Source organism: Pseudomonas sp. MF6394 (genome assembly GCF_002018845.1).
GTDB classification, from domain to species: Bacteria; Pseudomonadota; Gammaproteobacteria; order Pseudomonadales; family Pseudomonadaceae; genus Aquipseudomonas; species Aquipseudomonas lactis.
The window spans coordinates 131,389-155,560 of sequence record NZ_MVOJ01000010.1 but is presented as its reverse complement, the minus strand read 5'-3'; the positions used below and the strand labels follow the sequence as shown (position 1 = coordinate 155,560).

Here is a 24,172-nt window from a genome sequence, read left to right as displayed (position 1 = left end):
CGTATTGAGTGTTGACCCCTCCCCAACGGAAAAACCGGTAAGGAACTTATGTGTGGATTAGCTGGCGAGTTACGCTTTGATCATCAACCTGCCGACCTGGCAGCCGTAGAACGCATCACCCATCACCTCGCCCCCCGAGGCCCCGACGCCTGGGGTTTTCATGCCCAAGGGCCGATTGCCCTGGGCCACCGCCGCCTGAAAATCATGGACCTGTCGGACGGCTCCGCCCAGCCGATGGTCGACGCCCACCTGGGGCTGTCCCTGGCCTTCAATGGCGCTATCTATAATTTCCCGGAGCTGCGCCAAGAGCTGGAAGCCCTGGGTTACGCCTTCTATTCCGGTGGCGACACCGAAGTGTTGCTCAAGGGTTATCACGCCTGGGGCGAAGCGTTGCTGCCCAAGCTCAACGGCATGTTCGCCTTTGCCATTTGGGAGCGTGATGCCCAGCGCCTGTTCATCGCCCGCGACCGTCTGGGGGTCAAACCTCTGTACCTGTCGCGCACCGGCCAGCGCCTGCGCTTCGCCTCGGCGTTACCCGCGTTGCTCAAGGGCGGTGACATCAACCCGATCCTCGATCCGGTCGCCCTCAACCACTACCTGAATTTCCACGCCGTGGTGCCCGCACCGCGCACGCTGTTGGCCGGCATCGAAAAACTGTCGCCTGCCAGTTGGATGCGCATCGACGCCAGCGGCAAGACTGAACAGAAAACCTGGTGGACCCTGCCCTACGGCCCCCATGAGGACGAAAAACACCTGACCCTGGAAGACTGGACCGACCGCGTGCTCGACAGCACCCGCGAAGCCGTGGCCATTCGCCAACGTGCGGCGGTGGATGTGGGTGTGTTGCTGTCAGGCGGCGTCGACTCGAGCATGCTCGTCGGCCTGCTGCGCGAAGTGGGCGTGGAGGATTTGTCGACCTTCTCCATCGGCTTTGAAGACGCCGGCGGTGAGCGTGGCGATGAGTTCCAGTACTCAGACCTGATCGCCAAACACTACGGCACCCATCACCACCAACTGCGCATCGCCGAAAGCGAGATCATTGAGCAACTGCCAGCGGCCTTCCGTGCCATGAGCGAGCCGATGGTCAGCCATGACTGCATCGCCTTCTACCTGCTGTCGCGGGAAGTGGCCAAGCATTGCAAAGTGGTGCAAAGCGGCCAGGGCGCCGATGAATTGTTCGCCGGTTACCACTGGTACCCGCAAGTGGACGGCGCCAGCGACCCGTATGCGGCCTATCGCGAGGCGTTTTTCGACCGCAGCTACGACGACTACGCGGCCACAGTCGCGCCCAAATGGCTGACCGCCAACGACGCTGCCGGCGACTTCGTGCGCGAGCATTTCGCGATGCCGGGCGCCGACGCGGCCGTGGACAAGGCCCTGCGCCTGGACAGCACGGTGATGCTGGTAGACGACCCGGTCAAACGCGTAGACAACATGACCATGGCCTGGGGCCTGGAAGCGCGCACACCGTTCCTCGACTACCGCCTGGTGGAACTCTCGGCCCGTGTGCCGGCCCAGTTCAAGCTGCCCGACGGTGGCAAACAGGTGCTCAAGGAAGCGGCGCGACGGGTGATCCCCAGCGAAGTCATCGACCGCAAGAAAGGCTACTTCCCCGTGCCCGGCCTCAAGCACCTGCAGGGCGATACCTTGAACTGGGTGCGCGAGTTGCTGCTGGACCCAAGCCAGGACCGCGGGTTGTTCAACCCGGCCATGCTCGACCGCTTGCTCACCGACCCGCAAGGCCAACTGACCCCGCTGCGCGGCTCCAAGCTGTGGCAGCTGGCGGCGCTGAACCTGTGGCTGAGCGAACAAGGAATCTGATCCATGAAACCGAATGCCGCGGCTTACAGCCAACGCTTACTCAAGGGTCAGGCGCCGACCTACGAGCGCCTGCAAGCGCGCCTGGCCGAAGATGGCAGCGCACTGGCCGCCGACCCGATTGCCGTGCATTGCGGCTGGGGCCGGTTGTTGATCGGCCACACCTTTCCTGACCCGGCAAGCCTTGCCCAGGAACTGCTGAACGAGCAGCCCGGCGAGCGCGATATCGCGCTGTACGTGGCCGCGCCCCAGCAAATCCTGGGCATTGACCCGCAGCAACTGTTCCTCGACCCGTCCGACACCCTGCGCCTGTGGTTCACCGACTACCGTCCGGCCACCCGTGTGTTTCGCGGTTTTCGCATTCGCCGGGTGCAGAGCGAGGCCGACTGGCAAGCGGTCAACCACCTGTATCAGGGGCGCGGAATGCTGCCCGTCGACTCGGAGCGCCTTACCCCACGTCATCAAGGCGGCCCGGTGTATTGGCTGGCCGAAGATGAAGACAGCGGCGCAGTGATTGGCAGCGTGATGGGCCTCAACCATCACAAAGCCTTCCACGACCCGGAGAACGGTTGCAGCCTCTGGTGCCTGGCCGTCGACCCGCAATGCACGCGCCCTGGCGTCGGTGAAGTGTTGGTGCGCCACTTGGTGGAGCACTTCATGAGCCGAGGCCTGAGCTACCTGGACTTGTCGGTGCTGCACGACAACCGCCAGGCCAAGAGCCTTTACGCCAAGCTCGGCTTTCGGGCGTTGACCACCTTCGCGATCAAGCGCAAGAACGGTATCAATCAACCGCTGTTTCTGGGCCCGGGGCCGCAGGCGGAGTTCAACCCTTACGCACGCATCATTGTCGAAGAAGCCCACCGGCGCGGCATTGATGTGCAGGTGGACGATGCCGATGCAGGCCTGTTCACCCTCAGCCACGGCGGGCGTCGCGTGCGTTGCCGTGAGTCCCTGAGCGACCTGACCAGCGCCATCAGCATGACCCTGTGCCAGGACAAGAGCCTGACCCACAAGGTGCTCAAGGCGGCAGGCCTGCATGTGCCGGTGCAACAGTTGGCCGGCAGTGCCGACGACAACCTGGAGTTTCTCGACGAACACCAGCGCATCGTGGTCAAGCCGCTGGACGGCGAGCAAGGCCATGGCGTCGCCGTGGATTTGCAGAGCATCGAGGAGGTGCAGCAGGCGATCGAAGCGGCGCGCCAGTTCGACAGCCGCGTGTTGCTGGAAAGCTTCCACGAAGGCCTGGACCTGCGCATCCTGGTGATCGGTTTTGAAGTGGTCGCGGCTGCGATTCGTCGCCCTGCCGAAGTGATCGGCGACGGTCAACATTCGATTCGCGCGTTGATCCAGGCGCAGAGCCGTCGCCGCCAGGCGGCCACCGATGGCGAGAGCAAAATCCCGCTGGATGCAGAAACCGAGCGCACCCTCAAAGCCGCAGGTTACGACTACAACAGCATCCTGCCCCGTGGCGTGCAACTGGCCGTGCGACGCACCGCCAACCTGCACACCGGGGGTTGCCTGGAAGATGTCACGGCGATCCTGCACCCCACGCTGGTGGACGCCGCCGTGCGTGCGGCCCGTGCCCTGGATATCCCTATGGTCGGCCTGGACCTGATGGTGCCTGCGGCCGACCAGCCGGAGTATGTGTTTATCGAAGCCAACGAACGGGCCGGCCTGGCCAACCATGAACCGCAACCCACGGCTGAGAAGTTTGTGGATTTGTTGTTTCCACACAGTCAGCCGGCGACTTGAGTGATGTGTCGCCTGTACCGGCGCTATCGCGGGCAAGCCCGCTCCCACAGTTGACCGCATTCCCATGTGGGAGCGGGCTTGCCCGCGATGAGGCCGGGCCAGGCGAAGACGCTTGAACCCCTCATCGAAACCATCGATGCCCTCAACTCATCAGGAGTTTCCATGACCCGAACCATTCCCGAACCCGATCTGGCGTACCTGCAAAAAGTGCTGCTGGAAATGCTCGCCATTCCCAGCCCCACCGGCTTTACCGACACCATCGTGCGTTACGTCGCCGAACGCCTGGAAGAACTCGGCATCCCGTTTGAGATGACCCGGCGCGGCACCATTCGCGCCACCCTCAAGGGCCAGAAAAACAGCCCTGACCGTGCTGTCTCCGCGCACCTGGACACCATCGGCGCCGCCGTGCGTGCGATCAAGGACAACGGGCGTCTGACCCTGGCGCCGGTGGGCTGCTGGTCGAGCCGCTTTGCCGAAGGCAGCCGTGTCAGCCTGTTCACCGATAACGGCGTGATTCGCGGCAGCGTGTTGCCGCTGATGGCTTCCGGGCACGCGTTCAACACCGCCGTGGATGAAATGCCGGTGAGCTGGGACCATGTGGAGTTGCGCCTGGACGCCTACTGCGCCACGCGCGCCGACTGCGATTCCCTGGGAATCAGCGTCGGTGACTACGTGGCGTTCGACCCGCTGCCCGAGTTCACCGAAAGCGGGCATATCAGCGCCCGCCACTTGGACGACAAGGCCGGCGTCGCCGCCCTGCTCGCTGCGCTCAAGGCCATCGTCGACAGTGGCCAGCCCCTGCTGATCGACTGCCACCCGCTGTTCACCATCACCGAAGAAACCGGCAGCGGTGCAGCGGCCGCCCTGCCCTGGGATGTGAGTGAGTTTGTCGGCATCGATATCGCCCCGGTCGCCCCCGGCCAGCAGTCCAGCGAACATGCGGTAAGCGTGGCCATGCAGGATTCCGGCGGTCCTTATGACTATCACCTGTCCCGCCACTTGCTGCGCCTGGCCTCGGACAACGACCTGCCGGTGCGCCGCGATCTGTTCCGCTATTACTTCAGCGATGCCCACTCGGCGGTCACCGCCGGCCATGATATTCGCACCGCGTTGCTGGCCTTCGGTTGTGACGCCACCCATGGCTACGAACGTACCCATATCGACAGCCTGGCCGCCCTTAGCCGCTTGTTGGGCGCTTACATCCTCAGCCCGCCGGTGTTTGCCAGCGATGCGCAACCGGCCCAAGGTTCACTGGATCGGTTCAGCCATCAGATCGAGCATGAAACGCAAATGGAGAGCGACACCCGCGTACCGTCGGTGGATAGCCTGGTCGGCCAGAAGTCCTGACGCGGAGTGAGTGGATACTGGCAACAAAGGTCCCGGCGCAGTAGCATCGCCGGGACCTGACACCTGAGGCTTGTATGCTGATTCCCTACGATGCACTTGAAGTCGACACCCTGACCCGCCTCATCGAAGACTTCGTCACCCGCGACGGCACCGACAATGGCGACGACACGCCCCTGGAAACCCGCGTGCTGCGCGTGCGCCAGGCGCTGACCAAAGGCCAGGCGCTGATCGTCTTCGACCCCGAGAGCGAGCAATGCCAGTTGATGCTCAAGCACGATGTGCCCAAGCACCTGTTCGACTGAACAGCGGCGCCTAAGGGTTGGGCGCCGGCACGGGATGGGTAGCTTGGCCCTCGCCTTTGAGTATCTTGCGGTACACCTCGGCGCGGTACACGTTGACGCCCACCGGCGCCTCGATGCCGAATTTCACATGAGTACCGTTCACTTCCAGGATATGCACGGTGATGTCATCGCCAATGGCGATGGCTTCGCCTGTGGCACGGCTTAAGACCAGCATGGCGGTTGTCCTTTTCCAGTAGCAGGACCCCGACCATGCCCCCTTGGCGCTGGGCCGGCAATGGCTTGCGGGAAAATCAGGCACTGCCTACGCAGGCAGGTAATTTGTCTGACAGACCGCAGCCGAATCAGCCCTTCACGGCCTGCGCCTTGGCGCGCATCTTGTCGGCCATCAGTGTCATTTCGTCATACAGCAGTTGCGGATTTTTCTGTTTCAACGCCCAAGCCATGCGGCCTTGCTCGTGGGGCAGGATCATGAACTCGCCTGCGGCCACGCGCTGGTAAATGTAGTCGGCGATATCCGCCGCCGAGATGGGCGAACTCTCAAGCAGTTTGCCCACCTGGGCCTTCATGGCTGGGGTTGGCCCACGGAAGGAGTCGAGCAGGTTGGTCTGGAAAAACGACGGGCACACCACATGAACGCCCACTTCCTGTTGCTTGAGCTCCACCAGCAGGCTCTCGGACAACGCCACCACGCCCGCCTTGGCCACGTTATAGTTGCTCATGGCCGGGCCTTGCATCAGCGCGGCCATTGAGGCGATGTTGATGATGCGCCCCTTGCTCTTCTCAAGCAGCGGCAGGAACGCCTTGCAGCCTTTGACCACGCCCATCAGGTTGATTGCGATCTGCCAGTCCCAATCCTCCAGGGACAATTCAGCGAAGAACCCACCCGAGGCCACGCCGGCGTTGTTGACGATCACATCGATGCCGCCGAGCTTTACTTCACAGGCCTGGGCAAAGGCCGTGAGCTGGCTGTAGTCACGCACGTCACAACGCTGGGTAAAACCATCGCCGCCCGCCTCGCGAACCTGCTTGAGGGTTTCCTGCAAACCAGGCTCGCTCACATCGGACAACGCCAACTGCCAGCCTTCACGGGCCCAGCGCAGAGCGATTTCGCGACCCAGGCCAGACCCGGCGCCAGTGATCATCATGCGGTTTTGCATAGGAGGTAGCCTTGTGGTTCACGAAGAAGTGAGCGGCAGTGTAGCGAAGGTTTTTGCTCCACCCACGCACCATCAGGGTGATGAATGCCCCAGGCAAACCACGGGCTCGGTCACAGCTGCGCGCATAGACTAAGTTCAATTTTTTTCAACTAATTAGTTCACGTTGCGTACGCGTTAAAAGAAATAAGCGACGCATCAAAATGTTTTATAAAAACAATGAATTTTCTACGAAGCGGCAGAGTCGGAATGGGTAAGGCGTCCCACTGTACATGGACGAACCAACGGTTAAACAGCCGGTTTTTGCAAAGAACCTATAAGGAATAAAACCATGAGCCTCATTCTGATTATTATCCTGATCCTCCTGCTGGTCGGTGGCCTGCCGGTGTTCCCGCACTCGCGTAACTGGGGTTATGGACCGTCGGGTATCCTGGGTGTGGTACTGGTTGTTCTGCTGGTGTTGTTGTTGCTCGGCAAGATATAACGCCGCGCCACGCTTTTTGTAGGAGCGAGCTTGCTCGCGAAAAACTTACAGGCGTCTCGTTTATTCAGGACGCGCGCGTTAGCGTTGAGGTTCTTCGCGAGCACGCTCGCTCCTACAATTGAGAAGCAAAAAAAAGAGGCCCTCTAGAAGGCCTCTTTTTTATTGCCGGTCAGTTAGTCCGGCTTACCGTCCACCACACCTGCGGTGTTATCCAGCAGGCTCTTGGTCGCGGTTTGCAGGAACGACTCGAGTTTCTGCTTGAGTGCGGCTTCGTCCGGCGACTCAGGAATCACCGTGCCAGTCGGCTCGGCGCCCAGTGTGTATTCCCACAACTTGGGTGGCATTTCCTTGGGCAATACCAGTACGCGGTCACCGGTGAGCAAGGCCACGGTCTGGTCGCTGCCCGAGGGCTTGATCACGCCGAAACCTTTATCACCTTCCGGCAGGTTCAGCAGGTCACGGCCCCAGCACTGGTGCAAGGTGTCGCCGCCCAGGCGGCCCATGATGGTGGGCACGATGTCGATCTGGGTGCCCACGGTGTGGTCACGCTCACCGAACTTCTCGCGCATGCCCGGTGCAATCATCAGCATCGGCACGTTGAAGCGGCCCAGGTCCATCTCGGTGATCTGCTGCTCGTTGCCGAAACCGTGGTCACCGACGATCACGAACAGGGTTTCCTTGAAGTACGGCTCCTTGCGGGCCTTTTCAAAGAACTGGCCCAGGGCCCAGTCGGAGTAGCGCATGGCCGTCAAATGCTCGTTGAGGCTGCCACGGTCGGTGACTTTCTCGACCGGCAATGGGGTGGGCAACGCGTACGGCGTGTGGTTGGACAGGGTTTGCAGCAGTGCGTAGAACGGCTTGCCGCCTTCGCGTGCCTTCAGTTCTTCCAGGCCACGGTTGAACATGTCCTGGTCGGACACGCCCCACGTCGGGTCGGAGAACACCGGGTTGACGAAGTCATTGCGGCCGATGAAGTTGGTCATGCCCTGGTTGCTGAAGAAGCCCGACTGGTTGTCCCAGGCGAAATCGCCGTTGTAGACATACACATCGTCGAAATCACGCGCACTGAGCAACTGCGGCAGGCCCGACAGCTTATGGCTGCCTTCCGGGGTCTGCATCAGGTATTCGAAACCCGGCAGGTTCGGGAAGCAGGCCATGGTGGCGAACATACCCTGGTGGGTGTGGGTGCCGTTGGAGAAGAAGCGGTCGAACAGCAGGCCCTCTTGGGTCAGCTTGTCGAAGTACGGGGTGATATTGCCCGGACGGCCCAATGCGCCCACCGAGTGACCGGCGAAGCTTTCCATCAGGATGACCACGACGTTCTTGATCGGCAGGGTTTTCTCGGCCGGTGGCGTGAAGTCACGGCGCACGGCAGCGGTGTCGGTGTCTACCAGCTTCTCTTGCGGCAGCACCAGCATGTCGCGCACGGTCTGGGTGGCCAGCGGTTGTTCCAGGGTGGCCTTCCAGATGTTGGCGCGGTCTTCACCAAAGCGCGCCTTGGCCGCCGCGATCAGCGACAAGGTGCCATTGAGGCCCAACTGGTTGGCGAAGTTCGAATCGGTGGTGTAGACGTCACCCCAACGCAGCGGTGGCCCCTGGCGCAGGGTGCCACGGATGGCGACCACGGCAACCAGCACGCAGACCATGAACACTGCGATGCGGCTGTACCACGGCGCCACCTGGCGCGTGCTGATCGTGCCGCCGCTGAACGGGCCCCGTGGGCGCGTTGCGCGGTCAGCGCCCTTGAAGGCCATGCTCAGGATCAGCGTGCCCACGGCCCAGGCCAGCAGGTAGCGCACCACCGGGAAACCGTACCAGAGCATGCTCATCACGGTTTTGGGGTCTTCCTTCACATACTGGAAGACCAGGCCGTTGAGGCGCTGGTGGAACTCGCGATAGAAGTCCATCTCCATCAGGCCCAGGAACAAGGCGATGCTGGACGCGACGGTCAGCCACAAACGGAAGAACCCGCGCGCCGCCATGGCCCGCACGCTGAACAGCGCCAGCAACAGCGGAATCAGCAGGTACATTACCAGGCGAATGTCCAGGCGCAGGCCGTTGGCGAACGCTTCAAGGAACGTCGAGGCCGGCGTGTCCAGGATCATCTCGCGGTTGTAGACCAGCAACGCCAGGCGCAGCAGGGAAAACATCACCATCATGACCAGTGCGCAGAGCAGCGTGTACGCCAGATGGGATTTGACGGTCGGTTGCAGCAGGCGATTTGAAGCTCGCTGCTGATTCAGGGCGTCCGGGTTTGCCATGTCGTTTTAGGACCCATTGGAAGTTTAAGTTGCGAAATAATGCAGTGGCGTCCGTCCCTCGCCCAGGCTGGCTGGGGTAGGCGGTTAACGCGGTGGCACAAATGGTGCCCGATCAAGGCCGGCAAGGCTATTAATTACTGAACGTAGGGCACGGCCCTGCCTTTAAGGGCACTGGAGATAGAGCCCTGGCAGCCGGTTAAAGCCGGCGAATTGTCTTGGATGGGATGTGAAAATTTCGTGCGGCGAATAGTTTCGACACACAAATCTAATGAATGCCATACAAACCAATGTGGGAGCGGGCTTGCTCGCGAATGTGGGGTGTCAGCCAACAGATTCATTGACTGATCCTCCGCATTCGCGAGCAAGCCAGCTCCCACATTGACTGTGCCCACCGCAAATCGAGCAGGTCGTCAGATCCGCACGTTACCGCGCGGCCCGGCGATAGCCCAGATGATCAGGCCCAGCACTGGCAACAGCAGGATCAACAGAATCCACAGCACTTTGGCACCGGTGCTGGCGCCGCTTTTGAACACGTTGATGATCGCCCAGATGTCCAGCGCGAGGATGATCAGGCCAATCAGGCTATTAAACGTGGAACCCATGGTGTCGCTCCTAAAGTGAGGGCATGCCCTTGTAGGATAGTCAGCCTTGGCGCGGGTTCCGTTTTATTTCAGACGTGTACGGCAATCTTCAAGGCTTCAAGCGAGGGCTCGGCCTTGATGCCGACTTCGGCACACAGTTCCAGCACTCGCGCCAGGTCGTTGCCGAACACCAGCACCGCCTGGATCTCGTCGTCCAGCAACTGGCTGAAGTTCACCAGCACATAACCGCCGTCTTCCGGGCTCAGGGCGCTCATCTGGATCTGGATGCGGTTGAGCGCGGTCAGGTCTTCGGTCTTGGCCAGTTGCTTGGGCTTGAGGTTGAACGCCACACCCGGACCGAACGACGCGACGATCTGGGCAAACAGGTCGCCATAGGTATCAGCCTGGAACAACACCGTGTCCGGCAAGCTACCGACCACCACCCACTCCCCTAGCGGAATCGGGAAACTGTCGTCGTAGTTGATATCCGGGTTGGCCGCCAGGAACGCCGCCGGGTCCGCATAGGCCTGGGCCGCTTCGTCGGCGATACGCGCTACTTCGTCCTCACCCATGACGCCGGCGCTGATTTTGCTGATGAGTTCGACGAGGGCGGTTTTCATGGGGCGATCCTGTAACGGGCAAGTTTTGAAGGGCGCGTAGCCTACACCAGTTTCTGCAACTTCGCCGCCGTATCCACCGCACCCATGGTTTGCGCCGCAGCCAGCGCCGTCGCGCCCTGTGCATCAGTGGCCTTGGGGTTTGCGCCTTTACCGAGCAGGTAATCAACCATCTCAACGCGGTTGAACATCGCCGCCATCATCAACGCCGTACGCCCATCCGAGGAGGCCGCCTCAACCGGCGTGCCGCCTTCGATCAACGCCTGGACCACCGGCAGGTTGCCTTTGAACGCCGCACCGGCAATCGGCAACTGGTTCTTGTCGTTGGCGATCAGGGGGTCGGCCTTGAACTCCAGCAGCACTTTGACCGCCTCGGCATGGCCGTGGTAAGCCGCGAGCATCAACAAGGTGTCACCATTGTGATTACGAAAGTTGGCCGGCAGGCCTTTGGCCAACAGTGCGGCAAGCATGGCGGCGTCGCCGCGACGGGCCACGTCGAAGACTTGCTCGGCAAATTCGGCGGCTTCGTCTTCGGTCATTTGTTTAGGCTGTTCTGACATGGGGGCTCCTTGCTGAGGCGACTGATATAACTGTTTAAGGCGCCCAGTGTCGCGAGGGAGTTCCCCGGTGTCATGGCTTTTTTGTCAAAAGCCACCATAGCCAGAATCAATAACGGAAGTGGCCGCCCTGAATCTGCGCCAGCAATTGCCCGGTCACCGGCACATAGCTGTCCGAACCCGGCAACCAGGCGTAGACCGGGTCATTGTCAGCCTTGTCCGGGTCGAATCCTTGCTCCTTGAGCTTCACTTTCTGGTACTTGAACGTGCCGGTGGTTTCCATCTTCACCTTGATTCGCAAAAACAGCGGCACCGCATAAGGGGGCAACTGGCCGTGGGCGAATTGCAGCAGTTCGCGCATGTCCAGGCTGGCCAGGGATTCGCTGGGGGTGATGGCGACCATGCCGGCGCGGCCGTTGGTGTTGTCGATCTCGACGCCATAGGCCACCACTTCAGCGATCTGCGGGTGTTGCAGCAGGACATTTTCCACTTCGGTGGTCGAGACGTTTTCGCCCTTCCAGCGATAGGTATCCCCCATGCGATCGACAAATTGCGCATGGCCGAAACCGATACTGCGCACCAGGTCGCCGGTGTTGAAATAGCGGTCGCCTTTTTCGAACACGTCCGTTAGTACCACCTTGCGGTTCTTTTCCGGGTCGGTGTAACCGTCGAAGGGCGACTTTTCATCAATGCGCGCCAGTAACAGGCCCTGCCCGCCGGTGGGCACCTTGACCATCAACCCATTGCTGCCGCGCAGGGGTTCGCCAGTGTCATGGGCGTAATCCACCAGCGCCCAATGCTGCAGGCAAAAGCCGATGGTATTGTCAAAGTTCAGCACGTTGGTAAAACCGATATTGCCGTCGCTCGCGGCATACAGCTCGCAGATATGCGCCACACCATAGCGCTGCTTGAACTGCGCCCACACACCGGGGCGCAAGCCGTTGCCGACCATCTTGGTCACGTGGTTATCGCGATCCTGCGCACTGAAAGGCTGGTCGAGCAGATAGCGGCACAGCTCACCGACATAACCCAGGGTGGTCGCCTTGAACTTGCGCGCGTCATCCCAGAACTGGCTGGCGCTGAACTTGCGCCGGATGGCAAAGCCGGACGCGCCGATAATCGCCGCCCCCCAGCACACGCACAAGCCAGTGGCGTGGTACAGCGGCAAGGTGCAATAGAGGACGTCCTGCGGGCCCATGTCCAGGGCGATACTGCCGAAGCTCACGGCGGTTTTGGTCCAGCGCCCGTGCTTCATGATGCCGGCCTTGGGCAAGCCGGTGGTGCCGGAGGTGTAGATATAGAAGCAGGGGTCATTGAAGAACACCTGCGCGGAACTCGCCGGGTTGTCCACCGGGCTTTCGGCGCTGGCGGCCATCAGGTCGATATAGCCATCGGGCACTGCACTGCCGGGTTGATCGGCCACGAACCAGGTGCGCTCGGCCGGGATCTGGACTTGTTCGCGCACTGCTGCGTAAGGGCTCAGCAATTCGGCACCGACCACGATGGCAACCGGGTTGACCAGGGTCAGGCTGTGCACCAGCGCCCCTTGAGTTTGCGCCGTGTTGAGCATGGCGCAGATGCCGCCCAGCTTGGCCACGGCCAGTACATTGAGCAGCAACTCGGGGCGATTCTCGATAAACAGCGCCACCACGTCCCCCTTGCCGATGCCCTGGGCTTGCAGGTGGTGGGCAAGACGGTTGGCGCGCTGATTGGCGTCGCGGTAGCTGATCACGCTGTCCGCATACAGCAGGGCAGTACCGTCAGGGTTGCGCAAGGTGGCTTGTTCGAAATGCCAGCCCAGGCCGCAGGGTTGGCTGGGGTCGGTGACGTTGGCCGCGCGCATGCCGCGCACCACCCGTGGGAGGGCCCGAACGATGGCAGGCAACTTTCGCAGCATCATGCTCCAGGTGATCATGTCGTTTTGCTGGTGAGTCATGGCGGGACGTCCCTTTTCTTATTCTTGGTCGGGTCCAGGTACATCGACTGGTGTAGCGGAAAGTACGTCAGCGGTTCTTTGGCTGTACATGCGGGATTTGAAAAGTTTTGTATCCCGTGGCGGCTGGCCGATGCTTATCTCCCTGCTGCCCCACGCTCCAACTGTGGGAGCTGGCTTGCCTGCGATGACGGCCTACAAGCCGACACTTCTCTACCTGACATCCCACGATTCAATTGTGGGAGCGGGCTTGCTCGCGAAGGCGGCCTAACAGTCAACACAGTTGGACCGGGTACATATCCGTTATTTAGGTAACAGCCACTTAGGGTTCCGCCCTGACGGCGGCTCACTTTTGAGAAGCGCAAAAGTAAGCAAAACGCTCTTGCCCCACCACTCGGCACCTCGCTTGGGCTCGGTGTGCCCGTAATCCGCCAGTGATTTGGGGGGCCGCCGCCACGCGCCATCCATGGCGCGGGGCGGCTAAACCGGCATCCCTGCCGGTTTACCCCCCAAATCCCTGTCGAATTCCGGCCAGCGTGGTTTAACGGGGCGCTTAAGATCAAAAGCAGATCAAGATCAAGAGCGGCTCGCTTCGCATCGTGGTTAGCTTGGGGGGATACCACCGATAACGTGTAGATGGATTTTTCCGAGCAAAAGGCGGTCAGTATGATTACAGCCCTCCCGCTCCTTGCGGAAAAATCGCTGGGCAGATAGCGCAAAATGCAGGATGCACGATGGCCCTTCATGCAAATTGCACGAAAATGAAAATCCTATAAATTTATAAGCTGCTGATTTATAACGTTTTTTTAGAATATCCAATACTGGCACAATCACTGCACCTATCACTCCATGCTTGCCAACTTGAGCCAATGGAGCTGATAGACATGAGCCTGATCCAAGATAAATTCGCTTCGGTATTCTCCAACTACGACGTCACCACCCAGCCACGTCCGGACGGCGGCATCCTGTTGACCCTGCGCAACAGCGAAGGTAAGCAGGTCAAGCGCTCGATCTCTTATCAGCAGTTGCACACTGCCGACCAACTGACTTGGGTGATCAGCGCCATTCGTCGTGACTTGGCTGAACAGGCCAGCGAACTGCCGCAGATTTCGATGTTGCAAAGCCAGAACCGCTTTGCGCTGCCGACCTATCATTCGGCCTAAGCTACAAACCTGAAAAAGGGCCGCGACGCTACTCGGCGTCGCGGCCCTTTTTCATGTCGTTAACATAAGCCCTGGCGGGCGGCCTCATTCTTTGCCTGTACACGGTTGGTAACATCCAACTTGCCGTAGATGTTGCGCAGATGAAATTTCACCGTGGCTTCAGAGGTGGCGCGAATCTGGCTGATTTCCCAGACCGTCTTGCCCTCGGAGGCCCATCGCAGGATTTCCAGCTCCGTGGCAGTCAGGGGCTTGCCGCACAAGCTCAGGCGTTTTCTGATAGCCGTCGGTACAATAACCAACGGGCGATACGTCTCCTCGGGGCCACTCATTGTTCTCTCCTTTATGTCTGCTGATGCGCTGCCACCTTTCGGATTCCTCCTATTGACAGATGGCATAAACATTGGCGTTAAGCAGAGAGTTACATAATCAGTGGAATCAAAGCGCACAGCACAGAACAAACAGCTTTGCCCTACAAATAATTAAGTTTCTTCCCACAGCAACTTCCAACTTGCCAGGGTTGAACATTCAGTTATCTGTGCTTAGTCATCGAGTCCTGGAAAACGTGTGGCAATCGCATCACAGGTCAACGAGGGCACAGCACCCTGGGCCGTGTTGAACAAACGCAGTGTCACACAGTGCGGGTTTTCGCCCATGTCGAACCAGTGCGGTACACCGGCCGGGATGATCAGCAAGTCATTCTTCTCACAGCGCAGGCTGTAGACAGAGTCGCCGATGTGCAGCGTAAACAGCCCCTGACCGGCGATGAAGAAACGCACCTCGTCTTCACTGTAGGTACGTTCGGCCAGGAACTGCGCACGTAACTCGTCCTTCTGTGGATGGTCTTGGGTCACGCGCACCACTTCCACAGCGGCGTAGCCGAGGGCTTTGATCTGAGCCTGGTAGGCGGCAATCATTTGAGCATCCGTGGCGCCCTTTTCTAGTGGGCTGGGCTGCCAGCGTTCGAACCGCACACCGTGTTCGGCCAGGGTCGACTGGATGTCGTCGGCATGGGTCAACACTTTGTTCGGGGTGTCCGGGGTGGCGATGGAGTAGACGGCTACATAGCTCATTGCACGGTTCCTTGGTTCGGCTCTTGCAATCGAAGGCCAATGATAATGGCGGCGGCCAGGGCCGCGAGGCTGGCGATACTGAACGTGAGGGTTGGCCCCAACAGGTTCCAGCTGTAGCCGGAATACAGGGCGCCGAGCGCGCCGCCGGTGCCGGCCAGTGCGGCATAAAGGGCCTGGCCCTGGCCTTGCTGGCGGTCGCCGAAGCTGCGTTGCACAAAGGCAATCGCCGCCGCATGGAAGCTGCCAAACGTGGCGGCGTGCATCAGTTGCGCCACCAGCAGCAGCCAGAAAACCTCGGCAAATGAACCCAGCAGCCACCAGCGCAGCGCGGCCAGCAGGAAACTGGCGAGCAGCACCCGGCGCACCGAAAAGCGCGTAAGAATACGGCTCATGGCCAGGAACATCAGCACTTCCGCCACCACCCCCAGCGCCCACAGCAGGCCGATCACGCCACGGCTGTAGCCCAAGTGCTCCAGGTGCAGGGTGAGGAAGGTGTAATACGGGCCATGGCTCATTTGCATCAGCGCCACGCAGGCATAAAACGCCAGCACGCCGGGGCTGCGTAATTGCTTGAGGAAACCCTCACCGGCCAGGCGGTTGCCGTGGCTGGCAGGCTGCGCGTTCGGTACCCAAAGGCTGGCGCCGATGATGCCGGCCATGATCACCACGACCGCCACCGGGTAAATATCCAGGCTCAGCCAATCGAACAGGCGCCCCATGACCACCACGGTGAGGATAAAACCAATGGAGCCCCACAGACGGATCTGGCTGTAGCGCGAGGTTTGCGTGTGCAGGTGGGCCAGGGTGATGACTTCAAACTGCGGCAGCACCGCGTGCCAGAAGAACGCGTGCAGGGCCATCACCAACGCCAGCCAGGCGTAGGTCTTGCTGACGAAAATCAGGCAGAAGCTGGCCAGGGTGCACACCGCGCCGAATCGCACGATGGCCAGGCGCCGGCCGGTGTAGTCGCCGATCCAGCCCCACAGGTTGGGGGCCACGCAGCGCATCAGCATGGGGATGGCCACCAGCTCGCCGATGCGTGCGCTGGAAAAGCCCAGGTGATCGAAGTACAGCGCCAGGAACGGCGCGGTCGCCCCCAGCAGGGCGAAGTAAAACAGGTAGAAGCTGGAGAGGCGCCAGTATGGGAGGGCTGGGGTCATTTTATTCAGGGCTGCTTCGCAGCCCAGCGCGAGCAAGCTCGCTCGCCACAATAAGCGCGCTCATTGCCCCAGGCGATCACAGCTGGCCCAGTATCGGGGTACTCACGCGCACATCGGCATTTTGCCCACGGTTACGCAACAGGTGATCCATCAGCACGATGGCCATCATGGCTTCGGCAATCGGTGTGGCGCGGATGCCGACGCAGGGATCGTGGCGGCCCTTGGTGATCACGTCCACCGGGTTGCCGTGCACATCGATCGAACGGCCTGGCGTGGTGATGCTCGACGTCGCCTTGAGCGCCAGGTGCGCCACGATCGGCTGGCCGGAAGAAATACCGCCGAGGATGCCGCCCGCGTTGTTGCTGAGGAAACCTTCGGGGGTCATCTCATCGCGATGCTCGGTACCGCGCTGGGAGACGCAGGCGAACCCGGCGCCGATTTCCACCCCTTTCACCGCGTTGATGCTCATCAGCGCGTGGGCCAGTTCGGCGTCGAGGCGGTCGAAGATCGGCTCGCCCAGGCCCGGCTTTACGCCCTCGGCTATTACGGTGATCTTCGCGCCGACCGAGTCCTGGTCGCGGCGCAACTGGTCCATGTAGGCTTCCAGTTCCGGCACCTTGTCCGGATCGGGGCAGAAGAAGGCGTTGTCTTCGACGCTGTCCCAGGTCTTGAACGGGATTTCAATCGGGCCCAGCTGGCTCATGTAGCCACGGATGACGATGCCCTGGGTGGCCAGGTATTTCTTGGCGATGGCGCCGGCCGCCACGCGCATGGCGGTTTCGCGTGCCGAACTGCGGCCACCGCCGCGGTAGTCGCGTTCGCCGTATTTGTGGTGGTAGGTGTAGTCGGCATGGGCCGGGCGGAACAGGTCCTTGATCGCCGAGTAGTCCTTGGACTTCTGGTCGGTGTTGCGGATCAGCAGGCCAATGGCGCAGCCCGTGGTGCGGCCTTCGAACACGCCCGAGAGGATTTCGACTTCATCCGGTTCCTGGCGCTGGGTCGTGTGGCGGCTGGTGCCGGGCTTGCGGCGGTCGAGGTCACGCTGCAGGTCGTCCAGGCTCAGTTCGAGGCCTGGCGGGCAGCCGTCGACAATGGCGACCAACGCCGGGCCATGGCTTTCGCCCGCGGTGGTGACAGTGAACAGCTTGCCGAAGGTATTGCCGGACATGCAGGGCGCTCCGTGAAATCAGTTGAATCAAGTCAACCGTAATAACTTAAGGCGGCCAGTATACGCAGGCTAACCGACTAGTTCATCCTCGAAACCTTACCGGTAGACGTTGGTCCAACCGGCACCTCTCCAATGATGGCGCTATGATGCTGCGAGTTCTGCTGTTTACCCTCACCCTGTTTACCGCCGTGGCCCAGGCCGCCTCCCCTGTGGTGCTGCAACGCCCGATCAGCCTGGGCACCGGCAGCGGCCAACTCTTTGGCTCGTTGCTGTTGCCGCAATCGGATAAACCGGTGCCGGTGGTGCTGATCATCGCCGGCTCCGGCCCCACCGACCGCAACGGCAACAGCGCCGACGGCGCGCGCAATGACAGCCTCAAGCGCCTGGCCTGGGTGCTGGCCCGGCATAACATCGCCAGCGTGCGCTACGACAAGCGCGGCGTGGCCGCGAGCCTGGCGGCCACGCCAGACGAGCGCAACCTGACTCTGGAGGCCTATGTGGCCGACGCCGTGGCCTGGGGTAAGTTGCTCAAGGCCGACAAGCGCATGGGCCCGCTGATTGTGCTGGGCCACAGTGAGGGCGCGCTGGTCGCCGCCCTCGCCGCGCCGCAGTTGGAACCAGCCGGGGTCATTTCCTTGTCAGGCAGCGCCCGTCCGGTGGACCAGGTGATCCGTCAGCAACTGGCCGATCACTTGCCCCCTGCCCTGTTGCTGCGCAGTAATGAAATCCTCGATCACCTCAAGGCCGGCCAGGTGGACGCCGATGTGCCGCGCCCGCTGGAAGGCATTTTCCGACCCAGCGTGCAGCCGTATCTGATCAGCCTGTTCCGCGCCGATCCGTCGGCCGCTTTTGCCCGCCTGGACATGCCGGCGCTGATTATCCAGGGCACCAACGATATCCAGGTTGGCGTAGGCGACGCCCAACAACTGAAGCAGGCCAAGCCCGACGCGCAGTTGACGGTAATCGAAGGCATGAACCACGTGATGCGCATCGTGCCCAATAACGTGAAGCAGCAATTGGCCTCCTACAACGACCCGAAACTACCGCTGGCGGCGGAGCTGGGCCAACGTATCGTCAGCTTTATCGAAGGACTTCAACCCCGTTAAGCGGCAATTGGCCTCCAGTCCTGGGAAAAACGGCCGATAAGTCCAGAGTCGACAGTAAAAAGACTGTCGGCTCGCAGGGCTTGGACAGGATCGCGCCGCATGACAACCACCGAAACAACACCCGAATCTACCGCCGAGACCCCGGCCGCAACCGAAGCTAACGCAGCAGCGGCACTGCCGTGGGCCGACGTTCACGCCGAACATTTCAAGATGCTGCGCCTGGCCCCACTGGCCACCGACCGCGCCACCGGCGCACGGCCATTGCGCTTTGTGCAGTTCGGCTATGCCGAACGCCATGACAAACACCACAGCCTGTTGCGCATGGTCATCCAGTTACCGGGCCAGCGCGTACGGCGCGAGCAGAACCACCTGGATATCTGGGTCGATCACGATAAACACCGCGTGCACTTCGGCCCCGGCAACAGCCTGGAAATCGAGCCGGCCAACCGCGGTATCGGGCGCTTCCTGGTGGCCCAAGGCGCTGCCTGGGCGAAGAAGAAGTGGTCACACTACCGCGTCGACGGCGTGGACCTGGCCAACAAAGACGCCCTCAACGAAGCCACGCGCCTGCGCCGCGATCACTTCCTGCGTATCCAGGGTTTCGATGTGGCCTACGCCGATGTGCAGCACCTCAAAGGCAATGTGCAACCGGGCAAGGTCAGCGACGTGCTGGACAGTTGGAACACCGAGAAAGTGCAGTTCGTAGAGATCCTGGAAGCCGCGCAAATGCTGCAACAGGCCGAGCAGAACCTGGCGGAGCAGGAAGTGAAACTGCGCAAGGAAGAGGAGAAAGTCACCAAGTTCAAGCGTGAGGACAGCGGGCTGCGCTTTACCATCACCTGCCTGGTGGCATTTACGGTGTTCCAGGCGGGGTTGTTGATCTGGATTGCCACGCACCGTTAACACTGAAATACGATCCAATGTGAGAGCTGGCTTGCCTGCGATAGCGGTGGGTCAGTAGTAGAGGTGCAAGCTGACCGGCCGCTATCGCAGGCAAGCCAGCTCCCACAATTGACCGCGCCCGGCCCCACACTCCACGATGCGAAGCGAGCCGCTTTTGATCTGCTTTTGATCTGCTTTTGATCTTGATCTTAGGCGCCCCGTTAAACCACGCTGGCCGGAATTCGACAGGGATTTGGGGGGTAAACCGGCAGGGATGCCGGTTTAGCCGCCCCGCGCCATGGATGGCGCGTGGCGGCGACCCCCCAAATCACTGGCGGATTACGGGCACACCGAGCCCAAGCGAGGTGCCGAGTGGTGGGGCAAGAGCGTTTTGCTTACTTTGCCGCTTTTGCAAAGTGAGCCGCCGTCAGGGCGGAACCCTAAGCGGCCGTTACCTAAATAACGGATATGTACCCGGTCCAACTGTGTTGACTGTTAGGCCGCCTTCGCGAGCAAGCCCGCTCCCACAGTTGGGCTGTGGGGTGTCAGGGAGAGAAGTATCGGCTGGTAGGCCGTCATTGCAGGCAAGCCAGCTCCCACATTGACCGCGTTTGTGCAGTTAGACCCGCGCGGCAAATACTCCCTGGTGCGCACGGCACTGTTCAGCCGTGAGCATGAACACCCCATGCCCACCGCGCTGGAAGTCCAGCCAGGCAAAGTCCACTTCCGGGTACAGCGCCTCGACATGCACCTGGCTGTTGCCCACTTCGACAATCAGCAAGCCCTTCTCGGTCAGGTGGTCCGCCGCTTCAGCCAGCATCCGACGTACCAGGTTCAGGCCGTCGTCACCGCAGGCCAGGCCCAGTTCCGGTTCGTGTTGGTATTCGTCGGGCATGTCGGCGAAATCTTCGGCGTCCACGTAGGGCGGGTTCGACACAATGAGGTCGAAACGCTGGCCGGGCAAACCGTCAAAACCATCGCCCTGCACGGTGTAGACACGCTCGTCGACGCCATGGCGCTCGATGTTCTGGTTCGCCACTTCCAGGGCTTCGAAGGACAGGTCTCCCAGCACCACTTCGGCCTCGGGGAATTCGTAGGCACAGGCGATGCCGATGCAACCGGAGCCGGTGCACAGGTCGAGGATGCGTGCCGGCGGCTGGGCCAGCCAGGGTTCAAAGCGGTCTTCAATCAGCTCGCCTATCGGTGAGCGTGGAATCAGTACGCGCTCATCGACGATAAACGACATGCCGCAAAACCAGGCCTCGTTCAACAGGTAGGCCGTTGGCACTCGCTCATGGATACGCCGGTGCAGCAAGCGCTGCACGTGGGAGATTTCCTCTTCTTCCAGGTTGCAGTCCAGATAGCTGTCGGCTATTTCCCACGGCAGGTGCAAGGCGCCCAGCACCAATTGCCGGGCTTCGTCCCAGGCATTGTCGGTGCCATGGCCAAAAAACAGGTCTTCCCCATGGAAACGGCTGACAGCCCAACGGATATGGTCGCGCAAGGTGCGCAGGCGGGAAGTGATCACGGGGCAAGCTCCTGGAAAAAACGACTGGCGATTCTAACAGCCTTCACCTGTACCGACGATGTACGAAACACCTGGCGCCGTACGTCGGATTTCATCCAATTTGCCCGCATTGTGTTAAACAGGCCTGCCTCTTGACATGGCTGCACGCCAGCAACGGCGTACCTTACGATAGTAGCGATTCACAGAAGCGCTCAGCCAGTGGACAATGTCGCAAAAGCCCCACTCACAGGAGCCCCAGAATGTCCGTTCCAAAGACGATGTTTCAACTCAGCGGTCGCGGTTACGCAGCAGCCAACCTCAATCATGCGACCCTGGTGATCATCGACGCCCAGAAAGAGTACCTCAGCGGCCCGCTCGCCCTCTCGGGCATGGACGCGGCGGTGCAGAACATCAAGCAACTGGTGACCGCAGCGCGCAGTGCCGGGCGCCCGATTGTGCATGTGCGCCACCTGGGCACCGTGGGCGGCCTGTTTGACCCCCAGGGCGAGCGCGGTGAATTCATTCCGGGCCTTGAGCCTGAAGGTGACGAAACCATCATCGGCAAACTGCTTCCCAGCGCCTTCCATGGCACCGGCCTGGAAAAACACCTTCAGGACCTGGGCTCTCTGGACCTGATCGTCTGCGGTTTCATGAGCCACTCCAGCGTCAGCACCACCGTGCGCGCGGCCAAGAACCTGGGCTTTCGCTGCACCCTGGTGGAAGACGCCTGCGCTACCCGCGACCTGCCGTACAAAGGTGGCATCCTGAGCGCCGAGCACGTGCAGCAAACCGAAATGGCCATCATGGCCGACAACTTCGCCACCCTGGCGCTGGCCAAAGATCTGATCTGATCCTGCTGGCGGTGAGCGGCGTGTTTATTGCTCCGCTCATCCGCAAAGCCCTTTCATTTGGCGCATTTACCCCTCCCCCCGGAACAACCTGTGTATCTTCCGGTCGAAGGGCCGATACCCTGGAGGAAAGGTCGGAATGAAGATATCCGATGGTTTTGATGCTCGTCGCTTGCGCCCCAAAGGCCCGAGCAATTGGCGTCTGCGCCTGGTAGCGTGCATTGCTGCGTTACTGGCGATAGTAGGTTTGTTGTTGGCGGGCGCTGGTGGCGCCGGCCTGTTTGGGCATTCGCCGGCTCTGGGCGAGCTGAATGCCAGCCCGGGCGGCTCGGCACTCCTGCTGGGTGTCGGCTTGCTGGTGCTGTGGTTGGGTGTGTGGCTGTGGCGTCGCAGCCGTCGGAAAATGCGCCAACCGTTGTCGTTGAATATCGCCTCTCACCTGATGAAAAAGCACGACTGATGGCGCTTGGATAGCGTTTCCTGCGCCCTGGCCGCCGCGATTTAGGTAAACTGCCCGCCCTTCGCGGAGGCTGACATGCAAGACGACGATTTTTCCCTGTTCAAAAACGAGCTGCGCGGCGTCAAGCCGATCAAGCACGACCGCGCCGACACCGGCAAACCCAAGACTGACCGGGCGCAGATCGCCAAGCTGCGCCAGGCCGCGACCGTGCGCACCGATGCCACCACCGTGGATGGCCTGTCGGACCAGTTCGTGATCGACGTCGGCCCCGAAGATGAGCTGATGTGGGCCCGCGACGGCGTGCAGGAAAGCCAGATGCGCAAGCTCAAGGCCGGCCAGATCCCGTTCGAAGGCAGCCTCGACCTGCACGGCATGACCGTGGAAAAAGCCCGGGAAACCCTCTGGGCCTTCCTGGCCGAAGCGACCAAATTCGAAATTCGCTGCGTGCGCGTCACCCATGGCAAGGCTGTGCGGCTGGACGGCAAGCGGCCGATGATCAAGAGCCACGTCAATACCTGGCTGCGCCAGCATGCCCAGGTGCTCGGTTTTACCTCCTGCCAGGCCCGTCACGGCGGTGCCGGCGCGGTGTATGTGATGCTCAAGCGCACCATGATGGAAGGGCGCGACGAGTAACAAGTGCCATCGTCAGGCTTGCAGCGATGTGTCCGCCACCGTAACCTTGCGCTTTGCGAAAATCCCACAGGTAGTTTCATGTCCCTGGAACAGAATTACACAGAGATTCTCGGCCAACTCGGCGAGGACGTGTCCCGCGAGGGCCTGCTCGACACGCCAAAGCGTGCCGCCAAGGCAATGCAGTACCTCTGCCGCGGTTATGAACAGACACTCGAAGAAGTCACCAACGGTGCCTTGTTCAGCTCTGACAACAGCGAAATGGTGCTGGTCAAGGACATCGAGCTGTACTCGTTGTGCGAGCACCACCTGCTGCCGTTTATCGGCAAGGCTCACGTGGCGTATATTCCGAGCGGCAAAGTGCTGGGCCTGTCGAAGGTCGCACGCATTGTCGACATGTATGCGCGCCGCCTGCAGATCCAGGAAAACCTCAGCCGCCAGATCGCCGACGCGGTGCTGGAAGTGACAGGCGCCCTGGGCGTGGCCGTGGTGATCGAGGCCAAGCACATGTGCATGATGATGCGCGGTGTCGAGAAACAGAATTCGTCGATGATCACCTCGGTGATGCTGGGCGAGTTCCGTGAGAACGCGGCTACCCGCAGCGAATTTCTCAGCCTGATCAAGTAACCGGCCAGGCAGGAAAAAACCGGCGTTCATCGCCGGTTTTTTTTCGCCTGTAGAAATCAGGTAAGCTGCGCCCCCTCAGTCATGGGCAAGAGGTTTCAGCCATGTTCGTCAAAGCACTTAGAGTGGGCCTCGGCCACGTCATCATCGCGGGCGACTTTCTTACCCGCCCACGCAAAAAACAACGCCCTGCCGAGCAACAGGCCAAGGTCAATGCTGCGGCCAAGGACCTGACCCTGTATCAGTTCCACGCCTGCCCGTTCTGCGTGAAGACCCGCCGCACTCTGCACCGCCTGAATGTGCCGGTGGCCTTGAAGGACGCGAAGAACAACGAACAGGACCGCCAGACCCTGCTGGAACAAGGCGGCAAGATCAAAGTGCCGTGCCTGCGCATCGAAGAGAACGGCCAGACCACCTGGATGTATGACTCCAAGGTGATCATCGAGTATCTGGACAAGCGCTTCGCTGCGATCTGAAGCACACGCCGATCAATGTGGGAACTGGCTTGCCTGCGATTGCATCACCGCGGTACATCTGCGGCACCGCGGTGCCCGCATCGCAGTATAGGTATCTACACATCTTCGGCAAGACGCTGGACCTGTGGCGAGGGAGCTCGCTCCCGTGACGACCGGACAGGCGATGCTTATCCACCTGACGCCCCGCGATCCAAATGTGGGAGCTGGCTTGCCTGCGAAGGCGGCCTAACAGTCAACACAGTTGTACAGGGTACATATCCGTTATTTAGGTA

25 protein-coding genes are annotated in these 24,172 nt (G+C 60.9%); 13 read left to right on the top strand and 12 right to left on the bottom strand.

Annotated features, from left to right (window positions below; all coding sequences use genetic code 11):
• The first annotated feature begins 48 nt into the window (after positions 1–48).
• The 4 genes from MF6394_RS13110 (at position 49) to MF6394_RS13095 (ending at position 5,219) form a co-directional block, all read left to right on the top strand.
• Entirely contained in the window at positions 49–1,821 is a 1,773-nt protein-coding gene (locus tag MF6394_RS13110) for an N-acetylglutaminylglutamine amidotransferase (RefSeq protein WP_078466808.1), read from the top strand.
• Positions 1,822–1,824: 3 nt separating this feature from the next.
• Complete coding sequence (ngg, locus tag MF6394_RS13105) at positions 1,825–3,570, top strand: N-acetylglutaminylglutamine synthetase (RefSeq protein ID WP_044274890.1); 1,746 nt, start codon at positions 1,825–1,827, stop codon at positions 3,568–3,570.
• A gap of 162 nt (positions 3,571–3,732) precedes the next feature.
• Positions 3,733–4,917 carry an osmoprotectant NAGGN system M42 family peptidase gene (locus tag MF6394_RS13100; RefSeq protein ID WP_032896028.1) on the top strand — a complete coding sequence of 395 codons (1,185 nt, stop codon included), beginning with the start codon at positions 3,733–3,735 and terminating at the stop codon, positions 4,915–4,917.
• A 74-nt stretch (positions 4,918–4,991) separates the two neighbouring features.
• Positions 4,992–5,219 (top strand): YheU family protein, encoded by a 228-nt coding sequence (locus tag MF6394_RS13095; protein ID WP_003192759.1) that lies wholly within the window; start codon positions 4,992–4,994, stop codon positions 5,217–5,219.
• A gap of 10 nt (positions 5,220–5,229) precedes the next feature.
• Here the strand turns inward: MF6394_RS13095 and csrA are convergent, their stop codons facing one another.
• On the bottom strand, positions 5,230–5,433 hold the full coding sequence (csrA, locus tag MF6394_RS13090) for a carbon storage regulator CsrA (RefSeq protein WP_003192762.1): 204 nt from the start codon (positions 5,431–5,433) through the stop codon (positions 5,230–5,232).
• A 127-nt stretch (positions 5,434–5,560) separates the two neighbouring features.
• Positions 5,561–6,376: an SDR family oxidoreductase gene (locus MF6394_RS13085; protein ID WP_047711466.1), complete on the bottom strand. Its 816-nt coding sequence runs from the start codon at positions 6,374–6,376 to the stop codon at positions 5,561–5,563.
• Between the two features lie 328 nt (positions 6,377–6,704).
• On the opposite strand from MF6394_RS13085, the gene MF6394_RS13080 reads away from it, so the two are divergent.
• Positions 6,705–6,857: a DUF3309 family protein gene (locus MF6394_RS13080; protein WP_003192767.1), complete on the top strand. Its 153-nt coding sequence runs from the start codon at positions 6,705–6,707 to the stop codon at positions 6,855–6,857.
• 173 nt (positions 6,858–7,030) lie between these two features.
• On the opposite strand, the gene MF6394_RS13075 is transcribed toward MF6394_RS13080, so the two are convergent.
• The 5 genes from MF6394_RS13075 to MF6394_RS13055 all read right to left on the bottom strand — a co-directional run bounded on the left by MF6394_RS13075 (position 7,031) and on the right by MF6394_RS13055 (position 12,809).
• On the bottom strand, positions 7,031–9,118 hold the full coding sequence (locus MF6394_RS13075) for an LTA synthase family protein (RefSeq protein ID WP_047711467.1): 2,088 nt from the start codon (positions 9,116–9,118) through the stop codon (positions 7,031–7,033).
• Positions 9,119–9,528: 410 nt separating this feature from the next.
• On the bottom strand, positions 9,529–9,720 hold the full coding sequence (locus MF6394_RS13070; RefSeq protein WP_003192770.1) for a PLDc N-terminal domain-containing protein: 192 nt from the start codon (positions 9,718–9,720) through the stop codon (positions 9,529–9,531).
• Positions 9,721–9,788: 68 nt separating this feature from the next.
• Positions 9,789–10,319 (bottom strand): hypothetical protein, encoded by a 531-nt coding sequence (locus tag MF6394_RS13065; protein ID WP_044274897.1) that lies wholly within the window; start codon positions 10,317–10,319, stop codon positions 9,789–9,791.
• A 41-nt stretch (positions 10,320–10,360) separates the two neighbouring features.
• Positions 10,361–10,876, bottom strand: a complete 516-nt coding sequence (locus tag MF6394_RS13060) for an ankyrin repeat domain-containing protein (RefSeq protein ID WP_044274899.1) — start codon at positions 10,874–10,876, stop codon at positions 10,361–10,363.
• Between the two features lie 106 nt (positions 10,877–10,982).
• Entirely contained in the window at positions 10,983–12,809 is a 1,827-nt protein-coding gene (locus MF6394_RS13055; protein WP_078466807.1) for a long-chain-acyl-CoA synthetase, read from the bottom strand.
• Between the two features lie 881 nt (positions 12,810–13,690).
• On the opposite strand from MF6394_RS13055, the gene MF6394_RS13050 reads away from it, so the two are divergent.
• Positions 13,691–13,969 carry a DUF3509 domain-containing protein gene (locus MF6394_RS13050; RefSeq protein WP_003172952.1) on the top strand — a complete coding sequence of 93 codons (279 nt, stop codon included), beginning with the start codon at positions 13,691–13,693 and terminating at the stop codon, positions 13,967–13,969.
• Positions 13,970–14,028: 59 nt separating this feature from the next.
• On the opposite strand, the gene MF6394_RS13045 is transcribed toward MF6394_RS13050, so the two are convergent.
• The 4 genes from MF6394_RS13045 to aroC form a co-directional block, all read right to left on the bottom strand.
• Positions 14,029–14,298: a response regulator transcription factor gene (locus MF6394_RS13045; RefSeq protein WP_003192780.1), complete on the bottom strand. Its 270-nt coding sequence runs from the start codon at positions 14,296–14,298 to the stop codon at positions 14,029–14,031.
• Between the two features lie 210 nt (positions 14,299–14,508).
• A complete protein-coding gene (locus MF6394_RS13040; protein ID WP_044270063.1) occupies positions 14,509–15,039 on the bottom strand; it encodes a 1,2-dihydroxy-3-keto-5-methylthiopentene dioxygenase in 531 nt (176 codons plus the stop codon).
• Positions 15,036–16,199 carry an MFS transporter gene (locus tag MF6394_RS13035; protein ID WP_069558988.1) on the bottom strand — a complete coding sequence of 388 codons (1,164 nt, stop codon included), beginning with the start codon at positions 16,197–16,199 and terminating at the stop codon, positions 15,036–15,038. The genes MF6394_RS13040 and MF6394_RS13035 overlap by 4 nt, the downstream gene beginning before the upstream one ends.
• A 76-nt stretch (positions 16,200–16,275) precedes the next feature.
• Positions 16,276–17,367 carry a chorismate synthase gene (gene aroC, locus MF6394_RS13030; protein ID WP_032896019.1) on the bottom strand — a complete coding sequence of 364 codons (1,092 nt, stop codon included), beginning with the start codon at positions 17,365–17,367 and terminating at the stop codon, positions 16,276–16,278.
• Positions 17,368–17,510: 143 nt separating this feature from the next.
• On the opposite strand from aroC, the gene MF6394_RS13025 reads away from it, so the two are divergent.
• Entirely contained in the window at positions 17,511–18,473 is a 963-nt protein-coding gene (locus MF6394_RS13025; RefSeq protein ID WP_078466806.1) for an alpha/beta hydrolase, read from the top strand.
• Positions 18,474–18,572: 99 nt separating this feature from the next.
• Entirely contained in the window at positions 18,573–19,376 is an 804-nt protein-coding gene (locus tag MF6394_RS13020; RefSeq protein WP_047711470.1) for a hypothetical protein, read from the top strand.
• Positions 19,377–19,974: 598 nt separating this feature from the next.
• Here the strand turns inward: MF6394_RS13020 and prmB are convergent.
• Complete coding sequence (gene prmB / locus MF6394_RS13015) at positions 19,975–20,883, bottom strand: 50S ribosomal protein L3 N(5)-glutamine methyltransferase (RefSeq protein WP_078466805.1); 909 nt, start codon at positions 20,881–20,883, stop codon at positions 19,975–19,977.
• A gap of 239 nt (positions 20,884–21,122) precedes the next feature.
• On the opposite strand from prmB, the gene MF6394_RS13010 reads away from it, so the two are divergent.
• The 5 genes from MF6394_RS13010 to MF6394_RS12990 all read left to right on the top strand — a co-directional run bounded on the left by MF6394_RS13010 (position 21,123) and on the right by MF6394_RS12990 (position 23,900).
• A complete protein-coding gene (locus MF6394_RS13010; RefSeq protein WP_003192792.1) occupies positions 21,123–21,713 on the top strand; it encodes a cysteine hydrolase family protein in 591 nt (196 codons plus the stop codon).
• Between the two features lie 136 nt (positions 21,714–21,849).
• Positions 21,850–22,170 (top strand): hypothetical protein, encoded by a 321-nt coding sequence (locus tag MF6394_RS13005; protein WP_003192794.1) that lies wholly within the window; start codon positions 21,850–21,852, stop codon positions 22,168–22,170.
• Between the two features lie 75 nt (positions 22,171–22,245).
• Positions 22,246–22,803: a Smr/MutS family protein gene (locus tag MF6394_RS13000; protein WP_003192796.1), complete on the top strand. Its 558-nt coding sequence runs from the start codon at positions 22,246–22,248 to the stop codon at positions 22,801–22,803.
• A gap of 78 nt (positions 22,804–22,881) precedes the next feature.
• Positions 22,882–23,427 (top strand): GTP cyclohydrolase I FolE, encoded by a 546-nt coding sequence (gene folE / locus MF6394_RS12995; protein WP_003192797.1) that lies wholly within the window; start codon positions 22,882–22,884, stop codon positions 23,425–23,427.
• A 101-nt stretch (positions 23,428–23,528) separates the two neighbouring features.
• Positions 23,529–23,900, top strand: coding sequence for a glutathione S-transferase N-terminal domain-containing protein (locus MF6394_RS12990; RefSeq protein ID WP_003192799.1), 372 nt, complete (start codon positions 23,529–23,531; stop codon positions 23,898–23,900).
• The last annotated feature ends 272 nt before the right edge of the window (positions 23,901–24,172 follow it).